The 19,825-nt window shown below is 71.7% G+C and carries 14 protein-coding genes; 12 read left to right on the plus strand and 2 right to left on the minus strand.

The genetic code is table 11. From position 1 onward, the window contains the following. Positions 1-94 precede the first annotated feature (94 nt). The 5 genes from ACGF5O_RS14555 to ACGF5O_RS14575 all read left to right on the plus strand — a co-directional run bounded on the left by ACGF5O_RS14555 (position 95) and on the right by ACGF5O_RS14575 (position 9,154). Positions 95-2,206, plus strand: a complete 2,112-nt coding sequence (locus tag ACGF5O_RS14555; RefSeq protein ID WP_393810227.1) for a glycogen debranching N-terminal domain-containing protein — start codon at positions 95-97, stop codon at positions 2,204-2,206. Between the two features lie 219 nt (positions 2,207-2,425). Next, positions 2,426-3,184 (plus strand): NUDIX domain-containing protein, encoded by a 759-nt coding sequence (locus tag ACGF5O_RS14560; RefSeq protein ID WP_393810228.1) that lies wholly within the window; start codon positions 2,426-2,428, stop codon positions 3,182-3,184. Between the two features lie 80 nt (positions 3,185-3,264). Beyond that, complete coding sequence (locus tag ACGF5O_RS14565; protein WP_393810229.1) at positions 3,265-6,012, plus strand: ATP-binding cassette domain-containing protein; 2,748 nt, start codon at positions 3,265-3,267, stop codon at positions 6,010-6,012. Positions 6,013-6,174: 162 nt separating this feature from the next. Further along, positions 6,175-7,062 carry a FadR/GntR family transcriptional regulator gene (locus ACGF5O_RS14570; RefSeq protein WP_393810230.1) on the plus strand — a complete coding sequence of 296 codons (888 nt, stop codon included), beginning with the start codon at positions 6,175-6,177 and terminating at the stop codon, positions 7,060-7,062. Between the two features lie 529 nt (positions 7,063-7,591). Beyond that, entirely contained in the window at positions 7,592-9,154 is a 1,563-nt protein-coding gene (locus ACGF5O_RS14575; RefSeq protein WP_393810231.1) for an RNA polymerase sigma factor, read from the plus strand. An 84-nt stretch (positions 9,155-9,238) separates the two neighbouring features. On the opposite strand, the gene ACGF5O_RS14580 is transcribed toward ACGF5O_RS14575, so the two are convergent. After that, positions 9,239-10,891, minus strand: coding sequence for an IS1182 family transposase (locus tag ACGF5O_RS14580; RefSeq protein WP_393810232.1), 1,653 nt, complete (start codon positions 10,889-10,891; stop codon positions 9,239-9,241). Between the two features lie 186 nt (positions 10,892-11,077). On the opposite strand from ACGF5O_RS14580, the gene ACGF5O_RS14585 reads away from it, so the two are divergent. Next, positions 11,078-11,944, plus strand: coding sequence for a serine protease (locus ACGF5O_RS14585; RefSeq protein ID WP_393810233.1), 867 nt, complete (start codon positions 11,078-11,080; stop codon positions 11,942-11,944). A 97-nt stretch (positions 11,945-12,041) separates the two neighbouring features. On the opposite strand, the gene ACGF5O_RS14590 is transcribed toward ACGF5O_RS14585, so the two are convergent. Continuing rightward, a complete protein-coding gene (locus ACGF5O_RS14590; protein ID WP_181803130.1) occupies positions 12,042-12,272 on the minus strand; it encodes a hypothetical protein in 231 nt (76 codons plus the stop codon). A gap of 442 nt (positions 12,273-12,714) precedes the next feature. On the opposite strand from ACGF5O_RS14590, the gene ACGF5O_RS14595 reads away from it, so the two are divergent. The 6 genes from ACGF5O_RS14595 (at position 12,715) to ACGF5O_RS14620 (ending at position 19,811) form a co-directional block, all read left to right on the plus strand. Beyond that, a complete protein-coding gene (locus tag ACGF5O_RS14595) occupies positions 12,715-14,838 on the plus strand; it encodes a type IIA DNA topoisomerase subunit B (RefSeq protein WP_393810234.1) in 2,124 nt (707 codons plus the stop codon). A gap of 395 nt (positions 14,839-15,233) precedes the next feature. Beyond that, positions 15,234-15,767 (plus strand): DUF1453 domain-containing protein, encoded by a 534-nt coding sequence (locus ACGF5O_RS14600; RefSeq protein WP_393810235.1) that lies wholly within the window; start codon positions 15,234-15,236, stop codon positions 15,765-15,767. Beyond that, a complete protein-coding gene (locus tag ACGF5O_RS14605) occupies positions 15,764-16,915 on the plus strand; it encodes a sensor histidine kinase (protein WP_393810236.1) in 1,152 nt (383 codons plus the stop codon). The genes ACGF5O_RS14600 and ACGF5O_RS14605 overlap by 4 nt, the downstream gene beginning before the upstream one ends. Then, positions 16,912-17,595 (plus strand): response regulator, encoded by a 684-nt coding sequence (locus ACGF5O_RS14610; RefSeq protein ID WP_393810237.1) that lies wholly within the window; start codon positions 16,912-16,914, stop codon positions 17,593-17,595. The genes ACGF5O_RS14605 and ACGF5O_RS14610 overlap by 4 nt, the downstream gene beginning before the upstream one ends. A 69-nt stretch (positions 17,596-17,664) precedes the next feature. Next, a complete protein-coding gene (locus ACGF5O_RS14615) occupies positions 17,665-18,222 on the plus strand; it encodes a DUF485 domain-containing protein (protein WP_393810238.1) in 558 nt (185 codons plus the stop codon). Further along, the gene (locus ACGF5O_RS14620) at positions 18,219-19,811 is read left to right on the plus strand and encodes a cation acetate symporter (RefSeq protein WP_393810239.1); all 1,593 of its coding nucleotides are present in this window, start codon (positions 18,219-18,221) and stop codon (positions 19,809-19,811) included. Before ACGF5O_RS14615 ends, ACGF5O_RS14620 begins: the two co-directional genes overlap by 4 nt. Positions 19,812-19,825: the final 14 nt, after the last annotated feature.

Below are 19,825 nucleotides of genomic sequence, written 5' to 3' on the forward strand. Positions count from 1 at the left end.
CGGGCCGTGCCGCCGCCCGTCCCCCGTCCCTCCGGAACCCGCCGTCCGGTGCCCGGCACATCGCAGGCGCACAGCGCACAGAAGAAGCCTCCCCATGCATCAGCCGACTCCGCCTTCCACCGCCACCGACAACCGCCGCCTGCGGGACGGCCCGCCCTGGCCGCCGTCGGCCCAAGGCGGCCAGGCCCCCGAGCGCCAGCGCGGCCGCGCACCCCGGCCCACCCCCGCCCGGCCGGTTCCCCCGGGCCCGGGGCGCGTCGGCGGCCTGCCGCCCACGCACACCGCGCTGATCTGCGTCGCGCTGCCCGGCCTCGCCATCTCCACGGAACACGGTCAGTTGACCGGCCAGGGTCTGGAAGGGTTCTACCGCGCGGGCCGACGGCTGCTCGCGCGCTGCCAGGTCCGTGTCGCGGGCCGCGAACCAGTCGCCGTGCAGGCCCGGATGACGGGGGCGGACTCCGCCCGCTTCGTGGGCACACTCCGGGCCTCCCCGGCGGCGGGACCGGATCCGGACGTCGTCGTGGAGCGGATCCGGCACACGGACGGCACGGAGCGCATCACCTTGCGCAACTGCGCCCCCCACCCCCTGCGCCTGCCTCTGGAGGTGTCCCTCGGCACGGACCTGGCCGACCTGAGTGCCATCGCCTCCGGCACCCCGGGGCCCGAACTCCCGGCCAGCGTCCACGACTCCGGTCTCCGCTGGACCACCCCCACCGGCAACGCCTCGGTCACGGCGGACCCCCCACCGTCCGACGCACTGGCCTCGGCGGGACTGCTGCGCTGGGAGTTCGAGCTGCCGCCGGGCGGAACGGCGAGCGTGGAGCTGCGGGTACGCCCGGACGGCGCGAGCCCCCTGCGTGCCGTGGGACGCGCCGCGACCAGCCCGCTGGCACCGGCCAGAGCCACGGGCGACGACCCGAGGGTCACTGCCCTGCTGAGGGCGAGCATCGACGACCTCCAGGCGTTGCTGCTCCGCGACCCCGCGCACCCCTCCGACTGCTACCTCGCCGCCGGGGCGCCGTGGCGGTGTGGTCTGGCCCCGGCCGAGGCACTCGCCGCCGCCCGGATGACCCTGCCCCTCGGCACCCGTCTCGCCGCCGGCACCCTGCGCACCCTTGCCCGCACCCAACTCCGCGGTCCGGGACCGCGGACCGGCATGATCCCCGGCCCGCGCCGCGACGCCGGAGCCCACCTGCCACCGGGCTGCACGGGGACGGAGGCCACCCTGCTCTTCCCCGTCCTGCTGGCGGAGGCCCGCCTGTGGGGACTCCCGGAACAGGAGACGCGGGAGCTGCTGCCCGCCGCCGAGCGCTGCCTGACCTGGCTGCGCACCGCGATGGGCGACCGGACCTACCTCCGCGACCCGCATCCCGGCGGCCCCGCGCGTGCCGAGACCCAGGCCCACGCCCACCGGGCCGCCCTGCTCGGTGCCGACCTCCTCGACGCCTGCGGCCGGCCCGGGAGCGCCGGTCTGCGGGAGTGGGCTGCGGAGCTGAGGACGGCGTTCCGGAGGGAATTCTGGGTCGACGACCGCGGTGGCGGCCGTCCTGCGGCGGCCCTGACCCCGGACGGCCGCCCCCTGCCCCACCTCGGCTCCACCGCCGTGCACCTTCTCGACACCGGCCTGCTCGGTGCGGGCGAACTGGCCGTCGGCCTGCTCGACAGGGTGCAGACCGAGCAGCTCGCCCGGCTGCTCGGCGGACCGGCCATGGACTCGGGGTGGGGGCTGCGCGGCCTGGGAGCCAAGGAGGCGGGACACAGTCCGTTCGGACATCGGTCCGGTGCCGTCCGGGTCCAGGAGACGGCACTCGCCGTCGCCTGGCTGGCCGCCGCGGGCTACGAGAAGGAGGCGGGCGGGCTGCTGCGCGGCCTGCTGGCGGCGGCCGAGCACTTCGGCCACCGGCTGCCGGAGATGTTCGCCGGAGAGCAGCGCTGTGAGGGAAGCGCCCCCCTTCCGCACCCCGCGGCCTGCCGCCCGGCGGCCACGGCCGCCGCTGCCGGGGTCCTGCTCCTCACCACGCTCGCGGGCATCCGCCCCGATGCCCCGGCAGGTACCGTCACCCTCCGACCGGTCCACAGCGCGCCCCTGGGCGAACTCGGCCTGACCGGACTGCGGGTGGCCGGTGCGCCTTTCGCGGTGCGGGTCAGCCGGCTCGGCCTGGCCATGGTCGAGGAGGCCGCGGACGGCCTGCAGCTGCGGGCGTGAGCTCCTGCCGGGGAGAGTGGCGGCCCTTTGAGGTGGCCCCTTGAGGCGGCACGGCCGAAAAGGAGGCGCTTCGGCGGCACGGCCGCGACGAAAGGACGACCGAGTCGGGAACGCGTGCCGGAACGAACCGGAGGATGTGCACCGGAGCGAAGTGGATCAGCTGTCGGAGTGAGTACCGAAGGGAGTGTTTATCGTCAGGCAGACGACTATGATCACCGCATGGCCTACGACCCGTCAGCATTTCCGCCGTTCGCCGTCACCGTGGACCTGGTCGTGCTGACCGTGCGCCGACATGCCCTGTGCGCGCTGGCGGTACGCAGAGGCGAGTCGCCGTTCCAGGGGCGCTGGGCGCTGCCGGGCGGCTTCGTGAGGGCCGACGAGGACCTTTCGCAGGCGGCGGCGCGGGAACTCGCGGAGGAGACCGGGCTGCGGGCCCACGACCCCGACGCCCCCGCCCAGGAGGGCGGAGCCCACCTCGAGCAGTTGGCGACCTACGGCGACCCCAAGCGCGACCCCCGGATGCGTGTGGTCAGCGTCGCCCACCTGGCCCTCGCCCCCGACCTCCCCGCACCGCGCGCGGGCGGTGACGCGAGCAACGCACGCTGGGCGCCGGTGGAGGAACTGCTCGCGCAGGGCGGCTACGGCCGCGACGGCGAGCCCGTCGCGCCGCTCGCCTTCGACCATGCCCAGATTCTGTCCGACGGGGTGGAACGGGCCCGGTCCAAGATCGAGTACTCGTCCCTGGCCACCGCCTTCTGCCCGCCCGAGTTCACGGTCGGCGAACTGCGCCGCGTCTACGAGGCGGTGTGGGGGGTGGCACTCGACCCGCGCAACTTCCACCGCAAGGTGACCGGAACCCCCGGCTTCCTCGTTCCCACCGGCGGCACGACCACCCGCCAGGGCGGTCGCCCGGCCCAGCTTTTCCGGGCCGGCGGGGCCACTCTGCTCAACCCGCCGATGCTCCGGCCCGAGGTGTGACCGTCCGACAGCGCGAACTTGGGCCGGGTTAAAACCTTCTATACCCGGAAAAACGGTCATTCCACGCTATCTTCCCTAAGGTGATCCAGGCCTTCGGACTGACCAGCAACCCCCGCAAGGCGCACCCGCCCGCCGTCGACGACGTGACCTTCGAAGCGGGCGCGGGCCGCGTCACCGCACTCCTGGGCGAGGCAGGCGCGGGCAAGACCACGACGCTCAGACTGATGCTCGAACTCCAACAGGGCCGCGGCCTCACCTACTTCAGGGGCCGTCCGCTGCACCGCATCGCCCACCCCTCGCGTGAGGTCGGTGTGGTCCTCGGTGACGTCGCCGGTCATCCGGCCCGCTCCGTCCGCGGTCATCTGCGCATGCTGTGCGCGGCGACCGGGGTGCCGGCCCGACGCGCCGACGAAGTGCTCGAAGCGGTCGGGCTCGTCAGCCTCCGCGAGGAGTGCCTCGGCACGCTGTCGCACGGCACGGACCGCCGACTCGGCCTGGCCTGCGCGCTGCTCGCCGACCCGCACGCCCTCGTCCTGGACGAACCGGCGGACGGCCTCCCCACCCGTGAAGCCCAGTGGCTGCACCGCATGCTCCGGGCGCACGCGGCGCAGGGCGGCACGGTTCTGTTCACCACCGCCGACCCCAAGGAGGCCGCCCGCGCCGCCGACCGGGTCGTCACCCTGAAGACCGGCAGGCTCGTGGCGGACCAGGACGCCGGTGCGTTCGCCCGCACCCGGCTCCGCCCACGCGTGGCCGTCCGCACCCCCCACGCCGACCGGCTCGCCGCCGCCCTCGGCAAGGAGGCCCGCACCGCCCACCGCTCGGTGGAGGTCGTACGGGAAGGCGGCAACCGTCTCTCCGTGTACGGCAGTACGACCGCCGAGGTCGGCGAGACGGCATTCCGCCACGGCATCCTCGTCCACCAACTCGCCGACGAGACCGGCGACATGGGGCCGGGGGCCGGAGCGGAACGGCCGGCGGCGGAGGCGCCGGAGGCAGGAGCGGTGCCGGAGCCGGTGCGGCAGGAGCCGGACCGCGATGAGCCGGCTGCGGCAGACGAGGGGTGGCCCGCGTGCGAGCGGCCAGGTGGCGAGAGCGCGGGGGAGCAGGCCGCGGTGAACGGTGCCCGGCCGACGCATCCGCAGCGGGCCGGGGAGGCGTCGGCCCCCGGCCGTCAGGACGCATCGCACGCCGAAGGGCGCAAGGACACGGATCCGCCCGCGGTCGCACCGCAGCCGAGGACGGAGCTGGGCGGCCCGCACCCCGCGGCCGCCCCTGGCCTCGCGCAGCAGCCGCGCACCACCGGCCAGGAGCCGGGCCGGAATCGGCCGCCGGCCGACACGGACCCCGACGCCGCCGCCGAACCCCGGCTCCACCACACCACCGACGCGGGCCGCACGGACTACCCGGCCGTCACGTCGGTGCCCGCGATCCCGGACGCGGAGCGCTCCACCCGCCTGGGTCCCCCCGGCGAGTTGCCGGCTCCGGCAGCGGCCAAGCCGTCTACCGCCTCCTCGCTCGCCAAAACGTCGGCCTCCCTCGGCTCCGCCGAACCCTCCGGTCATGTCGGGGCGACCAGGACGGCGCCCGCCGTGCCCGCCCAGCCGCCGGCCGCCGCTTCCGCTCAGCCGCCGAGCCGCCCGGCGTCCGCCGAAGCCCCGGCGTCCCAGCCGCTCGGCCACGCCGAAGCCGCCGCGGCACAGCCGGCGACCCGCGCGGTACCCGCGGATGCTCCCGCGGGCCAGGCCTCGACGGACGCCCCGTCCGTCGAGGCCGTCAACGACGAGCCGTCGACTCGTGCCGCGTCGTCGACTCGTGCCGCGTCTTTCGACACTCCCGTGACCCAGCCCGCGGCCCGGCCCACCACCGGCTCGGGAGCTACCGGGACCCCCGCCGCCCAACTGCCCGCCCGAAACCCGAAGCCGCAGCCGGAACTCCGGAAGGCATCCGCAGCCGGCGGTGACTCCGCCCCGGCGCCGGCCGGCCACGCGGGCGCCGGACCCGCCGACGCGCCGGACCCGCTCTCCCCGCTTCCGCCCCCCATCTCCGTCCGCCCGGTTCCCAGCCCCCTCCGCCCCCTGCGCTACGAACTCCGCCGCGCCGCCGGGATCGGCACCGGCTTCCTCACCTGCGGTGCCGTACTCCTGGTGTCCGCCCTCACCGCAGTACTGCTGGCCAGGGTGGGACACACCCCGCAGGCCCGGCTGTTCGCGGCCTGGCCGCGGGAGCTGCCGCTGCCGCCGGCGGCGCTCGGCGCGGGACTGCTCGGGGCACTGGCCTTCGGGGACGAGTTCCGTCACCCCGCGCTGGCGTCGGACCGCGGCACCGTGCCGCGCCGGCTGGGGCTGCTCACCGCCAAGCTGCTGGTCTCCGGGGCGACCGCGGTACTGCTCTCGTTCCTCACGCTGGGCTGCGACGCCGAAGTGCTCTACCTCGTCTACGGTCGGGAGCTCGCACAGGTTCCCGCCGACTGGATCTCGCTGACCGCGAGTTGGTTCGCGCTGATCGTCGGCTGTGCGTGGGCCGGCGTACTGGCGGCCGGTGTCTTCCGGTCCACCGCGGCCGGTCTCGCCGCGGTGCTCGCCGTACCGGTGCTCGTCGTGCCCGTCGTACACCGGGCTGTGCAGGGGACGGGGGTACGGATGGCCGCCGGACTCCCGATGCGGATGCGGGAGATGTTCCTGCTGAAGTGGCCCTTCGGGGGAGAGCGATATCTGGTCGGCGCGGCCCGGGTGATCGCCCAACCCGTGGGCGGTGCACTGGCGTTGTCGCTGGTGGCGCTGGTCTGCGCGTATCTGTTCAGCACCCTGCGGGCCAGGGCCCGATGACCGCGGACCGGGCGGTTGCGATCCCGCCGTGCGCACAACTCCCCGCAGAACGGCCATTTCTTTCCGATAAGGCGTCAATTGCGACGGGGTGAGCGATCACCCTTTCGTGTGCTTTTCACCAAAGACCTCAAGGGAGTTGGAGGCAGCGCCGACAAAGGATCCGTGAGTACCCTTGCGCACACCATGATGACCGCCGCCCGCTCCGCAGACTCTGGTCTGGTCGGCCCGGGCGAACTCGACCGCTACCCGTATGCGGAGGTCCCCGTCACCGATCGGGTCGGCACGCCCGCCTGGGAGGGTGCGGATCCGGAGCTGGGCCGTGTGGGCCGGCGTGCCGCGGGCAGCCGCGGCCGCGGACTGCACGGTCAACTCGTCCAACAACTGGGGCAGATGATCGTCTCCGGCGACCTGGGCGCGGACCGCCCGCTGGTCCCCGAAGAGATCGGCCAGCGTTTCGAGGTCTCCCGCACCGTCGTCCGGGAGTCCCTCCGGGTCCTTGAGGCCAAGGGCCTGGTCAGCGCCCGCCCGAATGTCGGCACGCGGGTACGTCCCGTCAGCGACTGGAACCTCCTCGACCCGGACATCATCGAGTGGCGAGCCTTCGGGCCGCAGCGCGACGACCAGCGCCGCGAGCTCAGCGAGCTGCGCTGGACGATCGAGCCGCTCGCCGCCCGCCTCGCCGCCGGACACGGGCGCGAGGACGTCCAGCAGCGGCTGTGCGACATGGTCGAGATCATGAGCCACGCCATGGCGCAGGGTGACGCGCTGACCTTCTCGCGCGCCGACGCCGAGTTCCACTCGCTGCTCATCCAGGTCGCGGGCAACCGCATGCTGGAACACCTGTCCGGCATCGTGTCGTCGGCTCTCCAGGTGTCCGGCGGCCCGGTCACCGGCTGTGAGCGACCGAACGAGACTTCCCTGGCCCAGCACGCGCGGATCGTCGACGCGCTCGGCACCGGAGACGGCACCGCGGCCGAGTCGGCGATGCGTCAGCTGCTGACCGTCCACCCCGAGGTGGAGCGCGTGGTGCCCGCCCCGCGCGAGCACTGACCCGCGTCGAAAGCGGTGCGCTCGGTCAGTGCCGCGTTCTCGGGGCGCCGTCGGTCCGGGAAACCGCTTCCGCCGGCCGCCGCCGGACCCCGCCGGATCCCTCGGGGCTCCGGCGGGGCCCGGCGGTGCGGCGGGATCGGCGCGGCGTACGGTGGCCGTTCGCAGGACGGGTTCCTTCGCGCTCGCGGGAATGGTGGCCGGACCGGTTGCGTCGAAGCCGTACGGGGCAGGCTCCGCAGTGATCCCAACGGTCCGGAGAGATCATCAACGTCAGCCTCTGCCCACATCTGACCGTTTTTGAGCGCTTACGGGGTGTGACTCGGGCCACGTAGATTGGGCGTAACGCTCTTGCGAACAACGCGATGACCTAAGAGGTGACAGCCGCGGAGGGAATACGGACGCCATTCATGGCGCTGTGCATCTTCCCGGCCCCCGCCCGCGCCGTCGGCCCATCCCCAAGCCGGCGGTCGGCTCCAGTCCGTCCAGGACGGGGCCGGAAGCCGTTTTCCAACGTTCCGAGAGGTTGTTCGTGTCGGCCAGCACATCCCGTACGCTCCCGCCGGAGATCGCCGAGTCCGTCTCTGTCATGGCTCTCATTGAGCGGGGAAAGGCTGAGGGGCAGATCGCCGGCGACGATGTGCGTCGGGCCTTCGAAGCTGACCAGATTCCGGCCACTCAGTGGAAGAACGTACTGCGCAGCCTCAACCAGATCCTTGAGGAAGAGGGTGTGACGCTGATGGTCAGTGCCGCGGAGCCCAAGCGCACCCGTAAGAGCGTCGCAGCGAAGAGTCCGGCCAAGCGCACCGCCACCAAGACGGTCGCGGCGAAGACGGTGACCACCACCAGGAAGGCCACCGCCACGGCCGCCCCCGCCGTGGCGTCCGCCGCCGCTGTCGCCGACGACGCGGCCGAGGAGGCGGCGCCCGTGAAGAAGGCAGTTGCCAAGAAGGCCGCCCCCGCCGCCAAGAAGGTGGCCGCGAAGAAGACCGCGACCGCCGCAGCCAAGAAGACGGTGGTTAAGAAGACCGCCACCAAGAAGGACGACGCCGAGATTCTCGAGGACGAGGTTCTCGAGGAGGTCAAGGCGGGCGCCGAGGAGCCCGAGGGCACCGAGAGCGCGGGCTTCGTCCTGTCCGACGAGGACGAGGACGACGCGCCTGCGCAGCAGGTCGCCGCCGCCGGTGCCACCGCCGACCCGGTCAAGGACTACCTCAAGCAGATCGGCAAGGTCCCGCTGCTCAACGCCGAGCAGGAGGTCGAGCTCGCCAAGCGCATCGAGGCCGGTCTGTTCGCCGAGGACAAGCTGGCCAACGCCGACAAGCTGGCCCCGAAGCTCAAGCGCGAGCTGGAGATCATCGCCGAGGACGGCCGCCGCGCCAAGAACCACCTCCTGGAGGCCAACCTCCGTCTGGTGGTCTCCCTGGCCAAGCGCTACACCGGCCGCGGCATGCTCTTCCTGGACCTCATCCAGGAAGGCAACCTCGGTCTGATCCGCGCGGTCGAGAAGTTCGACTACACCAAGGGCTACAAGTTCTCCACGTACGCCACCTGGTGGATCCGTCAGGCGATCACCCGCGCCATGGCCGACCAGGCCCGCACCATCCGTATCCCGGTGCACATGGTCGAGGTCATCAACAAGCTCGCGCGCGTGCAGCGCCAGATGCTCCAGGACCTGGGCCGCGAGCCCACCCCGGAGGAGCTGGCCAAGGAACTCGACATGACCCCGGAGAAGGTCATCGAGGTCCAGAAGTACGGCCGTGAGCCCATCTCCCTCCACACCCCGCTGGGTGAGGACGGCGACAGCGAGTTCGGCGACCTCATCGAGGACTCCGAGGCCGTCGTCCCGGCCGACGCCGTCAGCTTCACGCTCCTCCAGGAGCAGCTGCACTCGGTGCTGGACACCCTGTCCGAGCGCGAGGCCGGCGTCGTCTCCATGCGGTTCGGTCTCACCGACGGTCAGCCGAAGACCCTCGACGAGATCGGCAAGGTCTACGGCGTCACGCGTGAGCGCATCCGCCAGATCGAGTCCAAGACCATGTCGAAGCTGCGCCACCCGTCGCGCTCCCAGGTGCTGCGCGACTACCTCGACTAGGTCGCCCTCGTACGGCGTCGAAGGCCCGGCCTCCCACCGCGGGATGCTGTTGGTTTATTCGGGCCTGGTTGCTTCGCCCCACCGCTATGCGGTGGGGCGAAGTGCTGTCAGGGGGCTTGTGCGGGTGCGGGCTCGGGGTGTGTGGGTGAGCCAGGCGTCGATGCGGATGAGGTTGACGGCGGCGCCGGTGAGCTGGTGCTGGAGGCTGGTCTTGTCCAGGCCGCGGTAGCGGGATCTGCGCAGGCCGCAGACGTGGACTGCTTGGGAGATGGTGCCTTCGACACCGGCACGGATCTTGTAGCGGTCCTTCCACCCGCCGGTCGCCTGGAGCTTTCGCGCCTGCTGGAGTGCTTCGTATTCGGCGCGGGGCCGGAGGTTGACCTCCCGCCGCCGGGGCTTGGGGGAGTTGACGCATTCCCGCAGCTGGGGACAGGTGCCGCAGTGGGCCGGAGAGAATCGGACCCGGATGGTCGCCAGGCCCTCCTCCGAGTGGCGCTCGGCCCATTGCGTGCTGACAACGCCGTTCGGGCACGTCACATGCCGGTTGTCCCAGTCGATGGTGAACGCGTCCTGGCCGAAGGCGGCATCGCCGCGGGCATGCGGGACGGTCACGGCTTTCAGCGGTCCGTGCAGATCGACTTGGTGGTCGCGGCCGGCGGCGGCCAGGGCGCCACCGTTCGCATAGCCGGCATCCACCCAGTGCTCGCCCGGCAGCAGATCCCGCCGGGCGAGTTCGGCGTGGACCGGGGCGGCCATCCGGTCGTCGGAGACGCTGCCCACAGTGGTCACCACGCTCGTGACCAGATGCGGGGTGTCGTCCTCACAGGTCTCGGTGACGTGGACTTTGTATCCGTCCCAGTTGATGTCGCGCTTGCCACCGGTGCGGACTTCCAGGTCATAGGGGGTCACCAGGCGCATCAGGCCCGGTGGCCGGTCTTTTGGGTCCCGGCGGGCCACCTCCCCGTCGACCAGGTGGAAGTACTGCACCCACACCTGCCGCAGCACCTCCGCCTCCGGCAGCCCCCGCAGGACCGGTGGCGCATCCCGGGCCCAGATCATCTCCAGCAGATGTATGCCGTCGCCGCCGATCCGCCGATACGTCTGATCACGCCGGGACCGCTCCTTGGGGAACCGGGAGTCCTCAGCCCGGGTCGCATAGTGCTTGAACCACTCCGGCCGGGCATGCCGGTTCAACCAGTCCGGCTCGGCCAGAGTCACCGCGTTCAGCGCCGATCGCAGAGTTTCCGCCACCAGCTCCAGCTGGTTCAGCTCGCGCACCGCGGACAGCACATGAGTGGAGTCGGTCCGCGCACGGGCCCGGACGGTGATCAGGCCCCGACGGCCGGCGGCTGCCAGCACAGCGTCCAGGATCTCCCGGCCACCGTCCGCTTTGACGAGCCGGTCCCGGAACTCCGACAGCACCGAGAAGTCGAAGCCGGCATCGGCCAGCTCCAGCCCGAGTGCGTACTTCCAGTCGATCCGGGCCCGCACGGCCTCCGCAGCCTGCCGGTCGGTGAGCGCCTCCACGAACTGCAACACCAGCACCATCGCCAGCCGGCCGGGTGACCAGGCAGGCTTCCCCCTCGCTGGAAACAGGTCGGCGAACTGCTCGTCGCTGAACAACGGCCCCAGTTCGTCCCGCACCCGGATGGCCAGACTCCCCTTCGGGAACGCGGATCGCGCCACCCGCACCGTCTCCGCCGGAATCTCCCCAGACCCCTTCGGCTGCATCGACATCCGCACCCACCCCATACGACAAACGTCGGCCTTCAAGACCACAACCGCGTCTTGAAGGCCGACGTCACGCCCAGGCCCGAATAAACCAACAGCATCCCACCCGCGGAGGCCGGGTCTTCGTGCTGCGGGCCGTGGTGCGCTGGATGACTCTGGGTGTCCCAGTCCCACCCAGAGTGAGGAGCGTGCATGCGCCGTTCTGTTGCCCCGGCCCTGATCCGGCCGCTGATCCTGGCGGCCGTCAGCACGGCCATACCGCTGGCCGCCACGTCTCCCGCCGTCGCCGACAGCGTCGTGGTCGGCGGCTTCCCCGTCGACGTCTCCCAGGCCCCGTGGACGGTCGCGCTGTCCAGCCGTGACCGGTTCGGAGGTACGCGGGCCGGTCAGTTCTGCGGCGGGGTGGCGATCGGCCGGACCACCGTCCTGACCGCGGCCCACTGCCTGGCCGACGACGTCGTCGGCGGGCCGTCCGACCGGGTCCGCGACCTCAAGGTCATCGCGGGCCGCACGGATCTGCTCGGGACGCGGGGCCAGGAGATCCCCGTGACCGTCGCCCGCGTCAATCCCGGCTACGACCCGGACACGAACACCGGTGACTTCGCCGTCCTCACCCTTGCCGAGCCTCTGCCGGCCCGCGCGGTCATCGCGATGGCACCTCGGGGGGACACCGCCTACCAGGCCGGCACCAGTGCCCTGGTCTCGGGGTGGGGCGACGTCACGGGCGGCGGCGACTACTCGCGCCGGCTGTACGCGGCGCGGCTCCATGTGCTGCCCGACCGGACGTGCGAGCGGGCCTATCCCGGCGGCGCCGACGGCACCTACCGGGCGGACTCGATGCTGTGTGCGGGCGAGACCCGGGGCGGCCCGGACGCCTGCCAGGGCGACAGCGGCGGGCCGCTGGTCGCAGGCGGGAAGCTGATCGGGCTCGTGTCGTGGGGAAGCGGCTGCGGCCGACCGGGCAGTCCCGGCGTCTACACGCGCGTCTCGGAGGTCGTACGGGCGCTTGGACCCCGCGGCGCCCTCAGCGGTTCGCGAGGGCCGCACAAGCGCCCCTGAGGGCCTCTGCGCGGATACGACGAGGGCGGCCGCTCCCTGAGGAGCGGCCGCCCTTCACCGGCCTGTGCCGGAGCTGGCTCGTCGTGGATGCGAGAGGTCAGCGCTCATCTTCGGAAGCGGTGGCCGGGGCGGAGGTCAGCCGCTCCGTCTCGTCCTGTATCTCAGCGGCGATCTTCTTGAGTTCCGGCTCGAACTTGCGACCGTGGTGGGCGCAGAAGAGCAGTTCTCCGCCGCTGAGCAGCACGACGCGCAGGTATGCCTGGGCGCCGCAGCGGTCGCAGCGATCGGCGGCCGTCAGGTGGCTCGCGGGGGTCAGAACAGTAGTCACGTCGCCTCTTCTCTAGCTCGACGAGCTGTCGTACCAGGGTCAACATCCAACCAGCCCGAAAACGTTCCCGCTCGGGGCTTCTCCTCGAAAAAAAATCTTTCGAGGTGGCCGTCTGCTACCGGTTGGCGGCGAATGTGCCGTATTGCGTCGTCTTAAGTGCTTACGGGTTCGCGCGGTTCATCGGTCTCATCCTCCCGGCCGGGTTGCCGGTTGTTTGTGAGGACGTGCCCGGAGCCTAAATGGTTCATGCCTCGAAGGGAACGTGATATGTACTTCACTCCATCGAGGGATCGAACACGCATACGACGCTGGACTAGTGTGAGTTCATGACGAGGGTGGCGTTACAACGGCTCTACCAGGCCTCGGTACCCTCTGAGCGGCGACCGAAGCCGACCCCTTACCCCAGAGGGGCCCCATTGAAATTCAGCGAGGAGCGAACCGCGTGACCGCCGATACGTCCGTGCCGTCCACAGCGCTGCTGGCAGGAGCAGACCGGGACGGCTCCAACTACACCGCGCGGCACCTGCTCGTCCTTGAGGGCCTCGAAGCCGTGCGCAAGCGCCCCGGCATGTACATCGGCTCGACGGACAGCCGCGGCCTGATGCACTGCCTGTGGGAGATCATCGACAACGCCGTGGACGAGGCCCTCGGCGGCTACTGCGACCACATCGACGTCATCCTCCACGACGACGGCTCCGTCGAGGTCCGGGACAACGGCCGAGGCATCCCCGTGGACGTCGAGCCCAAGACCGGCCTCTCCGGTGTCGAGGTCGTGATGACCAAGCTGCACGCCGGCGGCAAGTTCGGCGGTGGCTCGTACGCGGCCTCCGGCGGTCTGCACGGCGTCGGCGCCTCCGTGGTCAACGCCCTCTCCGCGCGGCTGGACGTCGAGGTCGACCGCGGCGGCAGCGTGCACGCCATCAGCTTCCGGCGCGGTGTGCCGGGGGCCTTCACCGGCGCCGGCCCGGACGGCAGGTTCGAGGCCGGGAGCGGGCTGCGCAAGACCAAGAGGGTGCCCAAGACCCGCAGTGGCACGCGCGTGCGCTACTGGGCCGACCGGCAGATCTTCCTCAAGGACGCCAAGCTCTCCCTGGACACGCTGCACCAGCGCGCCCGCCAGACCGCGTTCCTGGTGCCCGGCCTGACCATCGTCGTCCGTGACGAGTACGGCCTCGGCGAGGGCGGCAGCAAGGGCGAGGAGTCGTTCCGCTTCGACGGCGGCATCAGCGAGTTCTGCGAGTACCTGGCCACCGACAAGCCGGTCTGCGACGTCCTCCGCCTCTCCGGGCAGGGCACCTTCAAGGAGACCGTTCCGGTCCTGGACGAGCACGGCCAGATGACCCCGACCGAGGTCACCCGTGAACTCGGCGTCGACGTGGCGCTGCGCTGGGGCACCGGTTACGACCAGAACGTCCGGTCGTTCGTCAACATCATCGCCACGCCCAAGGGCGGCACCCACGTGGCCGGCTTCGAGCAGGCCGTCCGCGAGACGCTCAACGAGGCGCTGCGCGCCAAGAAGATGCTGCGCGTCGCCGAGGACGACATCGTCAAGGACGACGCCCTGGAGGGGCTCACGGCCGTCGTCACCGTCCGGCTCGCCGAGCCGCAGTTCGAGGGCCAGACCAAGGAGGTCCTCGGCACCTCGGCGGCCCGCCGGATCGTGAACGGCGTGATCTCCAAGGAACTGAAGGCGTTCCTCACCTCCACCAAGCGCGACGCCGCCGCCCAGGCCCGCGTGGTCATGGAGAAGGTGGTCGCCGCCGCGCGGACCCGCATCGCGGCCCGCCAGCACAAGGACGCGCAGCGCCGCAAGACGGCCCTGGAGTCCTCGTCGCTGCCCGCCAAGCTCGCCGACTGCCGCAGCGACGACGTCGAGCGCAGCGAGCTGTTCATCGTCGAGGGAGACTCCGCGCTCGGTACGGCGAAGCTCGCCCGGAACTCCGAGTTCCAGGCGCTGCTGCCGATCCGCGGCAAGATCCTCAACGTCCAGCGGTCCTCGGTGACGGACATGCTGAAGAACGCCGAATGCGGGGCGATCATCCAGGTCATAGGGGCGGGCTCGGGCCGTACCTTCGACATCGACGCGGCCCGCTACGGCAAGATCATCATGATGACCGACGCCGACGTCGACGGCTCGCACATCCGCTGCCTGCTGCTGACGCTGTTCCAGCGCTACATGCGGCCCATGGTCGAGGCCGGCCGGGTCTTCGCCGCGGTGCCGCCGCTGCACCGCATCGAGATCACCCAGCCCAAGAAGGGCCAGGACAAGTACGTGTACACGTACTCGGACCGCGAGCTGCGCGACAAGCTCATGGAGTTCCAGAGCAAGGGCGTCCGGTACAAGGACTCCATCCAGCGCTACAAGGGTCTCGGCGAGATGGACGCCGACCAGCTGGCCGAGACGACGATGGACCCGCGCCACCGCACCCTGCGTCGCATCAACCTCTCCGACCTGGAGGCGGCCGAACAGGTGTTCGACCTTCTGATGGGCAACGACGTGGCTCCCCGCAAGGAGTTCATCTCCGGCTCGGCGGCGACGCTGGACCGGTCGCGGATCGACGCGTAGCCGCCGGGCTGGGCTCCGGCCGAAGGAGAGACCGGCGGCCGACGGATCAGGACGGTACGGGACGAGGCGGGCCGGGCGGCGGTGAGATGTGCGCTGCCCGGCCCGCCGCTCCGGCAGGGACACCGCCGCCTGTCCGGCCGGCCGCCGGTCTGGCGGTCGTTTCCGCGGGGGCCACTTCCGGCCGAGCCGCTCAGCGAGCCCAGGCACCCGACCCCCGTCGGCCGATGTTGCTCCCCCCGCATGGTTCTCCACCCGGGGGTGGAGAGATTCCGTTCGCCGGAATCCACCCGTGATCCACCCCCGCTCCGATTTGCTGACCTGCGCATTTCCGTAGCGTCGAAGGCGTCGGCAGCTCCCGCTCCCGGCACCGCCCCTTCCCGCTCACGGAGGCTCTGATGTCCGGGCTCGTCAACGCGTTGCTGATCGTGGCCGTCGTCGTCGTGGTGATCGTGCGCCAGTTCCGCGCCCGCCCGATCGACACAGGCAGGCGCTGGTGGCTGGTGCCCGTGATCCTCGCGGTCGTCGCGCTGCGCGAACCCGGCATACTCGACGCCCACCACCACACCGCCTCCGCCGTGCTGCTCGGTACGGAACTGCTGGTGGGACTGGTGATGGGTGCGGCCTGGGCCTGGACCACCCGGGTGTGGACGGAAGCCGACGGAGTCGTGTGGACCAAGAGCACCAGGGCCAGCGCCCTCGTCTGGTTCGGCGGCATCGCCGTGCGTGTCGGTCTCTACGCCCTCGGAGCCGCCGTCGGCGTCCATCAGGACAGCGCGGCCCTCATGCTCGGCTTGGCGGTCACCCTGCTGGTCCGCGCCGGCATCCTCGTCTGGCGCGCCCAGTCGCTGCCCTCCGCCGCGTCGGTCACCGGCCCCACCCGGGCGTACGGTGACGGCATGGCCCGGGTCACCAGGAAGGAAGGCGTGTGACGGAGAACGCCTGGACACGCTGGCCCTCACGGGAGGCGCTGAGCCGAGCGGGGCTCACCTGGTCCCGGCGGGCCCTCGCCTGGGGTGTGAGACTGCTGGTCCTCGCCCTGCTCCTGTGGAGCGCCTTCAACCAGTCGCACGTCCACGGTTGGGGCATGGCGGCGGCGGTGGCGGGGGTCGTCGTGACCGCCGCGGTCTCCTGGGGGTTCTTCCGGACCACCTATGCCCACCGGCTCGTGCCCTCCCTGGTGCTCATCGTCGTCCTCCTGGGGATCGCGGTCCTGGCGGAGACCACGGGCTTCCAGGGACCGGCGCTCGTGATCTGGTGCGGCTGCGGCATCTCCGCCCTGGAGCGGTTGCCGATCGCGATCGCGCTGCCCGTCACGTCCGTGGCCCTGGCCTCCTACTCCGCGTTCAACAACGACGTCTGGCTGACCACCGCGGCCACCGTCGTGGGCATGGCTCTCGCCGGCTATGTCCTGCGACTCGACGCAGAAGCCCGGGGAGGTGCCCAGCGGCTGCTCGCCCAGGAGCGCGCCGCGAGAGCGGCCGAGGCCGAGTCGGCGGCGCTGGTGGAGCGGGCCAGGATCGCACGGGAGATCCACGACGTGCTGGCGCACAGCCTCTCCGCCCAGATGGTGCACCTGGAGGCCGCGCGGCTGCTGATCGAGCGCGGAGCCGACCGGGAGACGATCCTCGAACGGGTGGTGGCCGCCCGGGGAATGGCCCGCGACGGACTCGCCGAGACCCGGCAGGCCCTGTCCGCCCTGCGCGGGGAACTCACCCCGCTGGAGGACTTCCTGACCGAACTCGTCGGCTCCACCGACGGCGCAGAGGTCACCGTGACGGGTGAACGCAGATCCCTGCCCGCGGAGGCGTCGCAGACCGTACGACGTGTCGCCCAGGAGGCGTTGACGAATGTCCGCAAGCACGCATATGGCGCCAAGGTCCAGGTGCGGCTGGACTACGGCGAGCACGAAGTGGCGCTGAACGTACGCGACTCGGGCGGTCGTCCGGGTGAACTCAGCGGCGCGGGCGGCGGGTACGGTCTGCTGGGTATGCGGGAGCGGGCCGAGCTGCTGGGCGGGTCGCTGGAGGCAGGGCGTGACGACGAGGGGTTCGAGGTGCGGTTGAGGGTGCCCGTATGACGGAGACGGAGGGGGAGAAGAAGCCCGCGCGGGTCGTGGTCGCGGACGACCAGACGGTGGTCAGGGAGGGGATCGTGATGCTCCTCGGACTGCTGCCCGGGGTGGAGGTCGTCGGAGCCGCGGGCGACGGGGAGGAGGCGGTCCGGCTGGTCGCCGAACTCTCCCCGGACGTCGTGTTGATGGACCTGAGGATGCCGCGTTGCGACGGCGTGGAGGCGACTCGCCGGATCCGGTCGGAGTACCCCGGGACCCAGGTGGTGGTGCTGACGACGTTCGCGGACGACGAGTCGCTGTTCCCGGCGCTGCGGGCCGGCGCCCGTGGTTACCTCACCAAGGACGCGGGCGGCGACGAGATCGTGCGGGCCGTGCAGAGCGTGCTGTCGGGAGACGCGGGACTGTCGCCCAGCATCCAGCGGCGGCTGCTGGAGCGGCTGTCGCAGCCTGAACCGGCGCCCGTGGCCGCCGAGCCGCCCGACGGGCTGACCGCGCGGGAGAGCGAGGTCCTGGTGCTGATCGCCGAGGGGTTCACCAACCAGGAGATCGCCCGGAAGCTGCACGTGTCCACCGCGACCGTGAAGACGCACATCAACAACCTGTTCGCCAAGACGGGCCTCAAGGACCGGGCACAGGCGGTGCGTTACGCCTACGGAAAGGGAATGGTGCGGCCACCAGCGGATTGAGTCACCTGATGGGGTGAAGAGCTGGGGGAAGAAGAGTCAGGGATCTTCCCGATCTGTCCATCCTTGGGCATGCAGTCAAGCAACGGGCGTCACCGCGACGGCGGGGGCGGCTCCGAGAGTCCGGCCGGGCGGCACGAGGACCAGGGCGAGTACGGCGCGGCCTCCCGGGAAGTCAGGTACGAGGACCCCTGGTACGACGCGCTGGCCTCCGGCTGGGGCGAGCCGGCCGGCAACGGGGAGCCGGCGCCGACCGTGCCCGGCGCGCGAACGGAGGCGGACGGGGCGGCAGTCCGGGCCCGAGACGTCTACCTGGAGGTACAGCGCAGCGCGGCCTTTCAGGAGGTGCGCAGCCGCTACCGGCGATTCGTGGTGCCGGGGGCCGCTGTCTTCCTCACCTGGTACGTGGGGTACGTGGTGACCGCGACGACGGCGCCCGGGCTGATGGCGCGGCCCGTAGCGGGAGCGGTGAACGTGGCGATGGTGGCGGGGCTCGGGCAGTTCCTCAGCACGTTCCTGCTCACCTGGGCCTACGCCCGGCACGCGCGGCTGCGCAGGGACCGCGCCGCGCTGGAGCTGCGCTGGGACACCCAGGAGCTGACGCGGGGCGTCCGGGATGGTGCGTCATGACGGGCCAGCACCAGACGCTTGCGCTGCTGCTGTTCAGCGCGTTCGTCGCCGTGACGCTCGGGATCACGACGTGGGTGAGCCGGAAGCGGCATGGTTCGGCGGAGGAGTTCTATGCCGGCGGGCGGCTCTTCTCCCCGATGGAGAATGGTTTTGCCATCGCGGGCGACTACATGTCGGCGGCCTCCTTCCTGGGCGTGACCGGGCTCATCGCGCTGTTCGGCTACGACGGGCTGCTGTATGCGGTCGGGTTCCTCGTGGCGTGGCTGGTCGTGCTGTTCCTGGTGGCCGAACTGGTGCGCAACTGCGGACGGTTCACGCTGGCCGACGTGGTCGCGGCGCGGATGAGCGAGCGGCCGGTGCGGATCGCGGTGGGGACGTCGTCGGTCACCGTGTCCGTTTTCTATTTGGTGGCGCAAATGGTGGGGGCGGGCAGCCTGGTCGCGCTGCTGCTCGGGCGGACCAGCGAGGCGGCGCAGGTGTGGACGGTCATCGGGGTCGGCGCGCTGATGGTCATCTATGTGTCGCTGGGCGGGATGCGGGCCACCACCTGGATCCAGATCGTGAAGGCGGTGCTGCTGCTGAGCGGGACGGTGGCGCTGACCGTGCTGGTGCTGCTGCGCTTCCACGGCGACGTCGACCGGCTGCTGCTCACGGCCGCCGAGCGCAGTGGGCACGGGAAGTCGTTCCTGGCGCCGGGACTCAGGTACGGCGGGAGCTGGAGCGCGCGGCTGGACTTCATCAGCCTGGGGCTGGCGCTGGTCCTGGGCACGGCGGGTCTGCCGCACATCCTGTCCCGCTTCTACACGGTGCCGACCGCGCGGGCGGCCCGGCGTTCGGTGGTCTGGTCGATCGGGCTGATCGGGAGCTTCTACCTGATGACGTTCGTGCTCGGCTTCGGGGCGGCGGCCGTGGTGGGGCCCGACGTGGTCCGTGCCTCGAACGAGTCGGGGAACACGGCGGTTCCGCTGCTGGCGCTCGACCTGGGCGGCGGCGCGGGCTCCACGGGGGGAACGGTTCTGTTCGCCGTCGTCGCCGCCGTTGCCTTCGCGACGATCCTCGCCGTGGTCGCGGGGATCACCCTCGCCTCCTCGGCGTCCGTCGCCCACGACCTCTACGCCACCCTGCGCAGGCCGCACGCCAAGCAGCGCAGCGAGGTCGCGGTCGCGCGCACGGCGGCGGTCGGCATCGGTGTCGTGGCGATCGCCCTCGGCCTGCTGGCCCGTGACATGAACGTCGCCTTCCTGGTGGGGCTCGCCTTCGCGGTGGCGGCCTCGGCGAACCTGCCGGTGCTGCTGTACTCGCTGTCCTGGCGGAACTTCACGACACGCGGCGCGGTGTGGGCCGTATACGGCGGGCTCGTGCCGGCGCTGGGCCTTGTCGTGCTGTCCCCGGTGGTGTCCGGGAGCCCGGGCGCGCTGTTCCCGGGGGTGGACTTCCAGTACTTCCCCTTGCAGAACCCGGGGATCGTCTCCGTCCCGCTCGGCTTCCTGGCCGGCTGGCTCGGCACGGTCACCTCGGACGAGGTCCCGGACGAGGGCAGGCACGCGGAGACCGAGGTGCGGTCGCTGACGGGGGCGGGGGCCGTCTAGAGCGTCCGGGACGG

This window comes from Streptomyces sp. NPDC048291 (assembly GCF_043201715.1).
In the GTDB taxonomy this organism is placed as follows: domain Bacteria; phylum Actinomycetota; class Actinomycetes; order Streptomycetales; family Streptomycetaceae; genus Streptomyces.

Coding starts and splice junctions, on each gene's coding strand:
- ACGF5O_RS14615 (WP_393810238.1), top strand. CDS start 17,665: ATGCAGTCAAGCAACGGGCGTCACCGCGACGGCGGGGGCGGCTCCGAG.
- ACGF5O_RS14600 (WP_393810235.1), top strand. CDS start 15,234: ATGTCCGGGCTCGTCAACGCGTTGCTGATCGTGGCCGTCGTCGTCGTG.
- ACGF5O_RS14580 (WP_393810232.1), bottom strand. CDS start 10,891: ATGTCGATGCAGCCGAAGGGGTCTGGGGAGATTCCGGCGGAGACGGTG.
- ACGF5O_RS14610 (WP_393810237.1), top strand. CDS start 16,912: ATGACGGAGACGGAGGGGGAGAAGAAGCCCGCGCGGGTCGTGGTCGCG.
- ACGF5O_RS14585 (WP_393810233.1), top strand. CDS start 11,078: ATGCGCCGTTCTGTTGCCCCGGCCCTGATCCGGCCGCTGATCCTGGCG.
- ACGF5O_RS14555 (WP_393810227.1), top strand. CDS start 95: ATGCATCAGCCGACTCCGCCTTCCACCGCCACCGACAACCGCCGCCTG.
- ACGF5O_RS14560 (WP_393810228.1), top strand. CDS start 2,426: ATGGCCTACGACCCGTCAGCATTTCCGCCGTTCGCCGTCACCGTGGAC.
- ACGF5O_RS14620 (WP_393810239.1), top strand. CDS start 18,219: ATGACGGGCCAGCACCAGACGCTTGCGCTGCTGCTGTTCAGCGCGTTC.